The organism is Archangium lipolyticum (assembly GCF_024623785.1).
In the GTDB taxonomy this organism is placed as follows: Bacteria; Myxococcota; Myxococcia; order Myxococcales; family Myxococcaceae; genus Archangium; species Archangium lipolyticum.
Map to the genome: position 1 here is coordinate 207206 of NZ_JANKBZ010000011.1, position 11412 is coordinate 218617.

Annotated in this window: 7 protein-coding genes; 3 read left to right on the forward strand and 4 right to left on the reverse strand. The window is 69.1% G+C overall.

What is annotated here, in order from left to right; genetic code table 11:
• Both tgt and NR810_RS24235 read right to left on the reverse strand, forming a co-directional pair.
• Positions 1 to 1179: a tRNA guanosine(34) transglycosylase Tgt gene (tgt, locus tag NR810_RS24230; RefSeq protein WP_257455736.1), complete on the reverse strand. Its 1179-nt coding sequence runs from the start codon at positions 1177 to 1179 to the stop codon at positions 1 to 3.
• A 229-nt stretch (positions 1180 to 1408) separates the two neighbouring features.
• Positions 1409 to 5374 (reverse strand): bifunctional serine/threonine-protein kinase/formylglycine-generating enzyme family protein, encoded by a 3966-nt coding sequence (locus NR810_RS24235; RefSeq protein ID WP_257455737.1) that lies wholly within the window; start codon positions 5372 to 5374, stop codon positions 1409 to 1411.
• A gap of 99 nt (positions 5375 to 5473) precedes the next feature.
• Here NR810_RS24235 and NR810_RS24240 point away from each other — a divergent pair, with 99 nt between their 5' ends.
• On the forward strand, positions 5474 to 6400 hold the full coding sequence (locus NR810_RS24240; RefSeq protein ID WP_326522517.1) for a sigma-70 family RNA polymerase sigma factor: 927 nt from the start codon (positions 5474 to 5476) through the stop codon (positions 6398 to 6400).
• 26 nt (positions 6401 to 6426) lie between these two features.
• Here the strand turns inward: NR810_RS24240 and NR810_RS24245 are convergent, their stop codons facing one another.
• Both NR810_RS24245 and NR810_RS24250 read right to left on the reverse strand, forming a co-directional pair.
• A complete protein-coding gene (locus tag NR810_RS24245) occupies positions 6427 to 7461 on the reverse strand; it encodes an ADYC domain-containing protein (protein WP_257455880.1) in 1035 nt (344 codons plus the stop codon).
• A gap of 113 nt (positions 7462 to 7574) precedes the next feature.
• On the reverse strand, positions 7575 to 9092 hold the full coding sequence (locus tag NR810_RS24250; RefSeq protein WP_257455739.1) for an alkaline phosphatase D family protein: 1518 nt from the start codon (positions 9090 to 9092) through the stop codon (positions 7575 to 7577).
• Here NR810_RS24250 and NR810_RS24255 point away from each other — a divergent pair.
• Both NR810_RS24255 and NR810_RS24260 read left to right on the forward strand, forming a co-directional pair.
• Positions 9067 to 9582 (forward strand): hypothetical protein, encoded by a 516-nt coding sequence (locus NR810_RS24255; RefSeq protein ID WP_257455740.1) that lies wholly within the window; start codon positions 9067 to 9069, stop codon positions 9580 to 9582. The two genes, NR810_RS24250 and NR810_RS24255, sit on opposite strands and share 26 nt — an antisense overlap.
• 226 nt (positions 9583 to 9808) lie before the next feature.
• Positions 9809 to 11407, forward strand: a complete 1599-nt coding sequence (locus NR810_RS24260) for an ABC-F family ATP-binding cassette domain-containing protein (protein ID WP_257455742.1) — start codon at positions 9809 to 9811, stop codon at positions 11405 to 11407.
• Positions 11408 to 11412: the final 5 nt, after the last annotated feature.

The window sequence follows — 11412 nt, forward strand, 5'->3', positions numbered from 1 at the left end:
TCAGCCCACTTCCTTCAGGGTGACGGCGCCGGGTCCCACCTCGAGCTTCGCGTCCTTGAGATCCTTGGGCGTCGCCACGGCCTGCTTCAGCTCGCGGTATGCCTGCGCGTAGGAGCCCCGGAGAATGGCATCGCGCATCTTCCAGGTGAGCTGCTGGTAGTGGTGCACGTTGTGCACGGACAGCATGCGCGAGCCCGTGTGGTGCTTGCCGCTCATCAGGTGCTGCAGATACCCGCGGCTGTAGCGCTTGCACACGTAGCAGTCGCACGTGGGATCCAACGGCTCGTCCGAGAGCCGGAACACCTGGCGCGTGATGCGAACGAGCCCCTGGAAGGTATAGGCGTAGCCCTGCTGCGCCATCTTCGTGGGGATGATGCAGTCGAACATGTCCACGCCGCGCAGCACCGCCTCCAGCAGGTCCGTGGGGGTGCCCACGCCCATGAGGTAGCGCGGCTTGTCCTGGGGCAGCGAGGCGGCGGCGCGGGCCGTCATGGCCTTGCGCTCCTCGTTCGTCTCGCCCACCGCGAGGCCGCCGATGGCGAAGCCGTCGAAGGGGTGCTGGGTGAGGAAGGCGGCGCTCTCGTCGCGCAGGTTCGGGTGCACCCCGCCCTGGACGATGGCGAAGAGGGCCTGGCCGGTGTCCACCTTGTTCTTGGCCGCGAGGCTGCGCAGCGCCCAGCGGTGGGTGCGCTCCATGGCCTCGCGAGTGCCCGCCTCGTCCGTGCGCGAGTCGATGCACACGTCCAGCACCATCATGATCTCCGAGTTGATCGCCTGCTGCATGGCGATGCTGGACTCGGGGCTGAGGAGCTGGCGGCTGTTGTCGTGGAAGCTGCGGAAGTGCGCGCCCTTCTCGGTGATGAGCCGGTCCTCGGGCAGCGAGAAGATCTGGAACCCGCCCGAGTCCGTCAGCACCGCCCCATCCCACTGCATGAAGGGATGGATGCCGCCGAAGCGCTGGAACACGTCGATGCCCGGCTTGAGCATCAGGTGGTACGTGTTGGACAGGAGGATCTTCGCCCCGGTGGCCTTCACCTCGTCCATGCCGAGGTGGCGGAAGGAGGCGTGGGTGCCCACCGGCATGAAGACGGGCGTGGGGATGGAGCCCCGCCGGGTATGAAGCACCCCGGCACGGGCCCCCGTGGGGTCTGTGGTGACGAGTTCGAAACGGACGGCCATTGGCTCCGCCTTATACCCGCGGCGGGCGCGGGACATGCCCGCTATCTGCTCGGCTGCCCCCCTGCCCGGGTCTCGAGCGTGTGTATCACGGCACGGAGTGCCCCCGGGCCCCTCCCCCCTTCCAGGACCCGGGGGACTCCACCCCCCCCCACGACAGAGGAGCCCATGAGCTGGAAGATCATGCAGGAAATCGGCGGATTATCGCTCCGGCGGCGCCCGGACACATGGGTCACGGAGAGAACGAGGCACAGACGCGCACGCCGATCGCTGCGTCGCGCGCCGTCGGATCGCCAACGGAAATGTTCGCGATGTGCGCGCCAAAGTCATCGTAGTACCAGGCCCCGCCCCGCAGGACGACGCGCCCGAACTCCGGTGTCACGGAGCGTGTGATCTCGAAGGCGTTGCCGGCCATGTCCTCCAGCCCGAAGGGGCTCACCGAGACCGGGTGGGAGCCGACCATGTCGGGTCCGAAGGCCGTGGGCCGCCGTTCATAGGTCGTGTCGATGTTGGCGTCGTCGGGCAGCAGCTGGTCGCCGTGGGGGTAGCGGCGGCCATCCGCACCGCGAGCGGCGTACTCCCACTCGTTCTGGGTGCACAGGCGCGCTCCCGGAAGACGTCCCGTATGGTCAAGCCAGTAGAAGTAGCCCGCCAGATCCTCGGCGGAGACGCCGGACAGGGGAAACTGGCGCCAGTCGGCGGTGTTCCGCCGGGTCCTCCCCGGATAGTGGAAGGTCTCCCCCTCTCTCGCCGTGAAGACGTCCTCGCGTGAACGGTAGAAGGAGAAGACCCAGCCCACGCCGGGTTGCTGCCGCAGCGAGACCGCCCCGGTGGCGCTGAAGCGCGGCTGCTCGAGGATCCGTCTCGCTGGCGCATCCGGGGACAGGTCGTCGAGGTAGGTCAGCCAGTCGCCGAACGTCACCTCTCTCTGTCCGATCAGATATCCCTCGTTGAGACAGAACCGGTGGAGCGGCGGGCTGAGCATGAAGCCCCGCACCTCCTCCGGCTCGGCACTGCCCAGCAGGAAGCACCCGGACGGGATGAAGACATAGCCGGCCGGCACCGTGGTGGGGAGCGTGAGGCGGATCCGCTCGCTGGCACCGTGCGTGAGGAGCAGCGGCAGCTCCATCGGCACGCGCCCTGGATGCGTGACGTGGAGGAGATAGGAGCCCTCGGGCAGCAGGACGCGGGAGAGGGGCGTCGGTCCCAGGGAGCCCGCCTCCGGAACGGGCACGCGGAGCCGCGTCCCCTGGACGTCGGTGTAGCGCTCGATCTCGACGCGGGCGCCGGGGGGCTCCGTCACCAGCTCGAGCTCGGCCGGAGCCAGGAACCGTCGCCGCCACTCCGCGCCCTCCTTCGCGGTATCGGTCACCTGCACCAGGTGCTGGACCCATTCGTCGCGCTCGCGCCGCTGGTGGAAGCGCTCGGCGAGGAGGAGCCGTTCATAGGTGACCTCCGCGATGAGCTGGCGCGTGCCCGCATGGCCACGATCGCGATCGAGGGCCTTCTCGAGGGTCCGGCTGGCCCAGGCGTAGGCCTCATGGGCCTGCTCGCGCAAGGTGAGTGCCTCGGTCCATTGCCGCTCGGCGGCTTTCCTGAGGTCATGGGGGCCCGGCAGGGTCTCGAGACCAGCGGACGGAGAAGGCCGGCCGTCGAACAGCGCCAGTGCATCCTCCTGGCGCAGGCCGGCCCGCTGCGCGAGGGCGCGCCCCTCGGCGAGCGCTTCCCTCGCCGTGGCGACCTGGGCGGCGACGAAGCGCGCGTCCTCGAGGTACGCCTGCAGGCGCAGGCCCCCGTAGGAGGCGGCGACGGCCAGCGCGAGGACGAGCGCGGCGAGCCATCGGCCCCAACGCTGGCGCACCACGGCGCGGTGGGAGGCGAGGAGGAAGGCACGCTCGCGCGCCCCCAGGGTAGAGGGCTCGAGCGCACGGGCCTCGTCGAGCTGACGCTGTCCCCAGAGGGCCTCCCTGGTGCGCATCAGGCGCTCCCACTCGGCGCTCGCCGCCTCGAGCCGTTTGCGCACCGCGCGATGGCCGATGTCATCGTCGAGCCAGTCGCGGAGCGTCTCCCAGCTCTGGATGAGCGAGTCATGGGCGATCTCGTAACGTGGCTGGCCACGAGCGGTGCGCGTGTGCAGGAGGCGGCCCTCGACGAGCGCGCGAAGGGCCGCGAGGGACGGCCCATCCGAGGCCTCGACGAGCTCCTCCTCACCCCGCTCGATGCGCGTCCCCTCCGCCGTCACGAGTTGGAGGAGGAGCCGCCGCGCTGCCTCGCGCTCGGCGGGACTCAGGCGCGCGAGCACCCCATCCGCGTGCCGTGACAGCGCTCCAGCCACTCCACCCATCTCGTCGAGCGCCGCCCGTGTGATGCGGCCTCGCGCCGGGTCTCGCCGCTCCCACAGCTCGGCGAGCGCGAACTGGAGCAGCGGCAAGCTGCCCACGCCGTGCGCCGTGGACGCGACGAGCATCTGGACGAGCTCGGCGGATTCGAAGACCACGCCACGGCCGCGCGCGGGGCCGACGATGGCCTCGCGCACGCCCTCGGGAGACATGGGGCGGAGGATGTAGAGCGCCCGCTCGGCCTCCTCGCCCAGGCCGGGCAGGGAGCACAGGCGCGTCAGGAAATCACCGCGCACCGCCAGCAGGACGCGCACCGCCTCCGACGGCAGGGCGAGCTCCCCGAGGATACGGGCGAAGTGCGCCGCCTGGACCGGCTCGGAGAGGGTGATGAGCTCCTCGAGCTGATCGATGAAGAGGAGCAGGCGCCGTCCGCCCTGGTGCGCCTCGCGCAGCGCCCGCCCGAGCCAGCCCGGCGAGTCCGCGAGCGCGGTGACGAGCTCCGCCTCCTTCCGTCCCAACAGGGGCGCGAGTGCGGCGGCCAGGGCCTCGAGTGGGCGGTGGCCGGGCCACAACGTGACGGGAATCCGCTCACGCGCCTCGTCCAGGGCCCCGGCGGCCACCTGGGGCAGCACACCGGCGCGGCACAGCGAGGACTTGCCGGCGCCTGAGTCCCCGGCGACGAGGACGAGGGGCCGGTGGCGGAGGCGCTCGAGCACGGCGCGGATGTCCGCGTCGCGTCCGAAGAAGAGCTCCCGGTGCTCGGCCTCGAAGGGCGCGAGGCCCCGGTAGGGATTTCCGGCGACCAGGGGCGCGGGGGCACTGCTGCGCTCGAGGCGTTCGAGGGCCTCGCAGAGCACCTCCGCCGAGGCGAAGCGCTCCATCGGGTCGGGCGCGAGGCACCGCGCGATGATCGCGGCGAAGTCCGGGTCGATCCCCTGCCCTGCTCCAACTGGTGGGGGCCCCTCCTCCGGACGCCGGGGTGTGCCCCGCGGCACCTCGCCCGTGCACAGCTCGTGGAGCACGAGGCCCAGCGCATGGAGATCGCTTCTCGGAGTCGCCGGAGCACGCTCCAGCAGCTCCGGCGCCATGTAGGGCCGCGTGCCGACGAGGAGGTGCGTGCTGGAGGCCGGTGAGTCCGCCCCCGGCTCGAAACGCTCGGCCAACCCGAAGTCGAGCAGCTTCACCTCGCCGTCCTCGGTGAGGAGGGCGTTGGACGGCTTGAGGTCGCGGTGGAGCACGCCCTGGCGATGCGCCGCCGCGAGCCCCCGGGCGAGACCGATGCCGAGCGTCAGGACCCGGCGCCACGGCACCGGCAGTGGCAGCTCCGCGAGGCTCTGGCCGACGACGTACTCGGAGACGATGTACGGGTGCCCGCCGACCTCACCGACGCGGAACACGTTGACGACGTTGGGGTGCTGCAGCCGGGCGATGGCACGGGCCTCGGTCTCGAAGTACGCGCGGACCCAGGGCTCGGGCTGACTCGAGGCGATGAACTTCACCGCCACGTGCCGGTCCAGCGAGGTGTCGTACGCCAGGTAGACGACGCCCATGCCGCCGCGGCCGAGCAGGCGCACGAGGCGGAACTCGTCGAACGCGTCGGGTGGCGTCCAGGGGACACCCGGCTCCTCCACGGTGACGGTGGCCGGAACTGGAACTTCCGGGACGCTCCGCTCCACCCCCAGACCCCCGCGCGAGACCGAGGCGAGGAGGAGCCGGCAGGCGTCGCACCCGGCGGAGTGACGATGGGCACGAGCCAGCGCCTCGTCCGGCAACCGGCCATCGAGGAGATCGACGAGGACATCGTCCGTCAGACAACCGGATGCGCTCGGCCCGCTGTCACTGGGAGTGGACTGACGCATGGAGTCGATGGGCTCAGGCTAGCCGCGTGCCGATCGCCGCTCAATGGCCCCCGTTGATGGCCCGAAGAAGCGCATGGTACAGGGACGAGAATGGAGCAGGTGCCAGGGTTGGCCGCGACGTTTCTCGCCCACGCGAAGGTGCGCTTCGTTCCACCCGCGGATGCCTCCGAGCTCGAAGGTCTGCTCGTCCGGACCTGGGAGACCGCCCGTGCGCAGTGGCCGGCCGTGAATCTTCCCGCCGAGCCATTCGTGAAACACCTCGCCGAGCGGCTGCCCGAGGCAAATCCAGACAGCCCCATCGAGCCGCTGCTCGCGCAGCTGTCCCTGGCGGAGCTCTACCTCGCATGCGCCTGTCTGAGGGGTCTTCCCGCCGCCATCGGGCTCTTCGAGCGGAACTACCTCGCGAAGCTGCCGGGGCTGCTCCGGGGTCCCAAGCAGCCCGAGGCGATGATCGACGACGTCTGCCAGCTGGCGCGCGTGAAGCTCCTGGTCCCCACTCCCGAAGGGGACCCGAAGATCGCCGAGTACACGGGACGAGGCGCGCTGCTGAGCTGGGTGCGTGTCACCGCCGTGCGCATCGCCATCAAGCTGCAGGCCGGCCAGAAGCCCGCTCCCGATCAAGACTCGGACACCGTGTTCGAGGCGTTGCCGGCGCCGGGAATGGACGCGGAGCTGGACCTCATCAAGCGGCGCTACCACAACGACTTCCGCCAGGCCGTGCGCGAGGCCTTCTCCGAGCTCCCGGCGGACGATCGCCACCTGCTGCGCCTCTACTTCGTCGATCAGCTCTCGATGTACGAGCTGGCCTCGCTCTTTCGCGTCAATCAATCGACGGTCTCCCGTTGGTTGAAGAGTGCCCGGCAGGAGATCTACGAGGACACCCGGCGCCGTCTGCAGGCGCGGCTGGGCCTCTCCACCGGTGACTTCAAGAGCTTCCTGGCCGTCCTCGACAGCCAGCTCGATCTGAACATCAGCCAGCTCCTGGGGAAGGCGGACGGAGGGAGCCGGACTCCAGGGAAGGACTGACGCGGAGGCACACGCCTCCGGGGGTCCTACGGGGCTCCATAGGACTGGTTGCGCAGCAGCGCCGTTCCGGGGCTCGCGTCCGCGCGGCGCACCATGCAGCGGTCCCCCCCACCCAGCTCGAGCGCCGCGCCCTTCTGGAAACGGTTGGGACACTCCTCGAGGATCGTCGCCAGTGCGCGGCCGTCGCGGGTCCGGGCCAGGCAGGTGGCGCCGTCGGGAGCCCACGCCGCTTCGAACGAGGCCCGCGCGGGATCCCAGCCGTCGACGGCCTCCGTCGTCCGCGCGAGCACGCCGAGCCGATCGTACATGTCGATGGCGGTGTCCTGGTACGTGTGGCTGCGGCCGTTGCCGCAGTAATCCGCGCGAGCCATGCGCGTGCAGGCCTGATGGAGGTCGGCCAGTGAATGCCCGTCGCGGCGCTCCCAGGGCTTGTAGCCCCAGCGGATGCACTTGGTGATGGCGCCGTTCTCACAGGCGAAGGTGAGCTTGCCCGGGACGTCCTGGCGTGCGCCGCTCGCGTCCCAGACGCCGCCCACCGCGAGCGCCCGGGGGTCGGGCACGCGATCCAGGGCGACGCAGGGGTTCTCCCACTCCTGGGCCACCGCGTTCCACGCCTCGATGCGGTACCAGACCATCCCGGGATCCTCGGGGGCGGGCTCGGCGCCGCAGATGGCCACCTCCACGGGCTTGCCGTCGCTCGCCGTGCCCTGGAGCACGGTGCCGACGACGCCCTTCCCCGAGGCCACCAGACGTCCGCCCTCGAGGGTCAGGGCCTTCGTCCCGGCATCCGCCTGGCGCAGGGGCGCGAGGTCCACCGAGACGAGCACGCTGCTCACCTCGGGAGCCGTCTTCTCGGTGTCCCAACTGCGCTTGGTGCCCCACAGCATCGTCCCCTGGGGCTTGACGGTGCGGTGAGGTGCCTGGGACTGGCACCGCCGCGCGTAGCGCTCGGCCTCGGACACCTGGACGGCCGTACGCTGGGGTTTCGCGGTGGCCGGAGTGGCGGCTTGAGCCAGCGCGGGAATCTGAAGGCACATCCAGGCGAGCAGGTACTTCTTCATCACGGTCACCGTTTTCCGTGGGTCGAGTTCACGAGGGGCTCGAACGACTGGCCCACATCCGTTCAGAGCCGGTGACTTGGAGAATCATGCGGAAAATTCGTGAGGGACCGCGCTCAGAGGGCCAGCAGCGTCTGCTCGATGGGGCGCTCCAGGCCCTCGGCGTAGTACCGGACGCGCAGGTTCTGGTCGGGATCCCACCCGGCCCTGCCGCTCGCGCCCGGGTCCAGCACGGCGAAGTTCCTCCGGAAGAGCACGCGTCCCTCCGGATTGCCCGGCAGCTCCAGCAGCCTCCCCGAGAAGAGGTCCTGGTACATGTCCACCGCCTCGGAGCCGAGGCCGAGCTCCACCACCTTGCGGATGAGGCCGTCCGGCGGCAGCGAGCCGATGCCACTGGACACCACCTGGGTGATCTCCGGCAGGTCGGAATCGGAGCGCTTGTGGAAGGGCACGCGCGAGCGCAACCGCGCCGTCGTCCCTACGTGGACGTCCCCGCTCAGCGATGTCACCTCCGTGCCGGGCGAGCGCTTGCGAAACTCGAAGAGGCGGTTGAGCAGCTTGCGCAGCTCCTCGGTGTTGTTGGGCGCCATCCACGAGTCGCGCACGTCGCACAGGAACGAGTCGAAACCGAGCTTCTCCAGCAGCTTGCTGGCCGCGGCCACCTTCGCGTGCAGCGGGGGCACGCCCGTGACGACGAAGAGCCGCTTGAGCCCGGCGGGCACCTGCGCCTCCAACCACGCATCCACCTCGGCCCACTGCTTCCGGCCGATGATGGTCTGGTCCTTCCAGCTCCGGTGCGTGCGCGCGTCGAGCACCAGGAACCCCAGTCCGTTGCTCACCCACCCGAAGCCATACGAGTGCTCGCTGAAGGCGGGCGGGTTCAGCCGTGCCTGGAACTCCTCGAACGTCGTCCGCGCGGCCTCGAAGAAGGCGCGATCCGCGGGGGTCACCTCGTCATGGGAGCCCCACCCATCGAAGATGTCGTGGTCGTCCCACATCATCATCGAGGGCACCGAGCCGAGCACCGAGGCGAGCTCGGGCCGCTGCCACGTGTCGCAATAGAGGACGCGGAAGGACTCCCGGAGCCGCTGCATCAGCGCCTCGTTCTCCGGCGTCAGGTGGTCGTCCAGGTCGTTGCGCTGCCAGGCCTCGCGGATGTGGTCCGCGTAGATCTGATCGCCCATGTGGAGGAGCAGGTCCACCTCCCCCGCCGCGACCACCTCGCCGAGCCGCTTCCACATGGCATGACGCCGGCCGTGATCGCTCACCACGTAGCCGCCATTGCAGCTCACCAGGCCGATCCGCAGGGGCTGACCGGGTGGAGGCAGCAGCCGGAAACGGCCGAGCCCACCGGACTGGGAGAGCTGTGTAAGGGAGGGCAACCCCTCGGGTGTGGCCGAGACGGCCACCGCGTATTCGACCGTGGAGGACCCGGCGAGGCCGTCGAGGTCGAACGTGCCATGGAGGAAGGTGGAGCCGGTGGGCTGGGAGAGCCGTGCCTCACGTGACTGGAACGCGCCCTCCCCCGAGCGGAAGACGAGCCGGGCGTGGGAGAGCCCGTCCTTCGCGGTGACGCAGATGCGGGCCGTGGTGCTGGTGCAGTACCCGATGGTGGTGATCAATGGCCTCGCCATGGCGCCATCATTCCACAATGAAGAATCAGGTTCCGGCAACCGGACTACTCAGGTGAGAGGGAAAAACGTGCGGTGCACCATCTACAGCCCGGTGGTTGATCATCAGGCCATCGAGTCCGTGAGGGATGTCCTCCCCGGGTGGTTGCTGCACTGGGACGGTGAACCTGAGCGCTGGAGTTCCGCGAGCTTCACGAGCGCTCAGGGGACGCTCAAGTTCAACTCCCTGGAGTTCACCGGACCGATGGATCCGTTTGGCAAGATCATCCTCGGTACCAGCAGTTTCTTCTGGCGACGTGAGGACCTTGATCAACCCACCAAGAAGGAACTGATTCGCTTCGTAGGAGGAACCAGGTGGTTGGTCGGTGTCGTGGGAACCTCGGAGGTCCTCTCCGAGGAGGTGTTCCTGAAGGCCGCGCTGGAGCTGGCGCGCCGCTTGAACGGAAGAGTCTTCAACGGCACGGACCTCCTCTCCCCCGGCTCACGGGACTGAGCATCCCGGCGGGGGCACTACCCTCACCCAGCCCGCCAGGCCGGCATCCAGGGGCCCGGTAGGTATCCCACATCGACGCCTACCCGGGAGCGGGCTTTCCCACCGCTTCGGCGGCATAGATCGCCGCCGCTCCGGGGTTAAAAGGGGTCCTCACCGTCGGTCTCGGTGAAATCCACCTGTCGCGCGCCTTCCGGCCGCCTACCCCTTCCGCTAGAAAGCGCCCCCCATGTTCACGATCGTCAACGTCTCCAAGGCCTACGGGCCCAAGAAGCTCTTCGAGGAGGTCAACGTCGCCTTCTCGCCCGGCCGCCGCTACGGCCTCACCGGTCCCAACGGGGCGGGCAAGTCCACGTTCATGAAGATCCTCGCTGGAGACGAGGAAGCGGACATGGGCACCATCTCCCGCCCCAAGAAGCTGGGCATCCTCCGCCAGGATCACTTCCGCTACGAGGACAACCGCGTCCTCGATGTCGTCCTCATGGGCAACAAGGCCCTCTGGGACGCCATGAAGGAGAAGGACGTCATCCTCGCCAAGCCCGACATCACCGAGGACGATGGCAACCGGCTGGGCGAGCTGGAGATGGTCATCGCCGAGGAGGACGGCTACAGCGCCGAGTCCGAGGCGGCCTCGCTGCTCGAGGGTCTCGGCATCCCCGCGGCCTCCCATGAAGGCCCCATGAAGCAGCTCACCGGCGGCCTCAAGCTGCGCGTGCTGCTCGCCCAGGCCCTCTTCGGCAAGCCCCAGGGGCTGCTGCTCGACGAGCCCACCAACAACCTCGACATCGACTCCATCCGCTGGCTGGAGAACTTCCTCCTGGCCTTCGAGGGTGTGCTCATCACCATCAGCCACGACCGGCACTTCCTCAATCAGATCTGCACGCACATCGCGGACATCGATTACGAGACCATCATCCAGTACACCGGTGGCTACGATGACATGGTGCGCCAGAAGGCCCAGGTGCGCAGCCGCATCGAGTCCGAGGTCTCCGAGAAGAAGAAGAAGATCGCCCAGCTGCAGGACTTCGTCGCCCGCTTCCATGCCGGCACGCGCGCCTCCCAGGTGCAGAGCCGCATCAAGCAGATCGACAAGCTGAAGACGGACGACCTCAAGCGCTCGAACATCGCGCGGCCCTTCATCCGCTTCGACGTGAAGCAGTCCAGCGGCAAGCAGACGATCATGGTGGAGGGCATCGCCAAGAGCTTCGATGGCCAGCCCGTCATCCGGCCCTTCAGCCCGCTGGTGCTCAAGGGCGAGAAGATCTGCGTCATCGGCCGCAACGGCGTGGGCAAGTCCACGCTGGTGAAGATGATCGCCGGGCAGCTCGAGCCGGACGCGGGGAAGATCACCTGGGGCCACCAGGCCTCCATGGCCTACCTGCCGCAGGACCACCATGGCACCATCCGCAAGGGCACCACCGCCTTCGAGTGGCTGCGCGACATCAACACCAAGCTCACCAACGAGGAGATCTCCGGTGTGATGGGCCGCATGCTCTTCTCCGGTGAGGAGCGCATGAAGCCCACGGACACGCTCTCCGGTGGTGAGACGGTGCGCCTGCTGCTGTGCAAGCTGATGCTCAACCAGGACAACGTGCTCGTCTTCGACGAGCCCACCAACCACCTGGACCTGGAGTCCATCAGCGCGCTGGCCGAGGGCCTCCAGAAGTACGAGGGCACCGCCATCATCGTGACGCACGACCAGGAGCTCATCTCCGAGGTGGCCACCCGCATCTGGAGCCTCGAGGAGGGCAAGCCGGTCAACGACTTCACCGGCACCTTCGCCGAGTTCCTCGAGAAGAACCCCTACCACGCCGCCCAGCGCCGCTAGGCGTC

Bases quoted from the DNA above. Each gene is read 5' to 3' on its own strand.
- tgt (WP_257455736.1), bottom strand. From the start codon at position 1,179: ATGGCCGTCCGTTTCGAACTCGTCACCACAGACCCCACGGGGGCCCGT.
- NR810_RS24235 (WP_257455737.1), bottom strand. From the start codon at position 5,374: ATGCGTCAGTCCACTCCCAGTGACAGCGGGCCGAGCGCATCCGGTTGT.
- NR810_RS24245 (WP_257455880.1), bottom strand. From the start codon at position 7,461: ATGAAGAAGTACCTGCTCGCCTGGATGTGCCTTCAGATTCCCGCGCTG.
- NR810_RS24255 (WP_257455740.1), top strand. From the start codon at position 9,067: ATGGTGGTGATCAATGGCCTCGCCATGGCGCCATCATTCCACAATGAA.
- NR810_RS24250 (WP_257455739.1), bottom strand. From the start codon at position 9,092: ATGGCGAGGCCATTGATCACCACCATCGGGTACTGCACCAGCACCACG.
- NR810_RS24260 (WP_257455742.1), top strand. From the start codon at position 9,809: ATGTTCACGATCGTCAACGTCTCCAAGGCCTACGGGCCCAAGAAGCTC.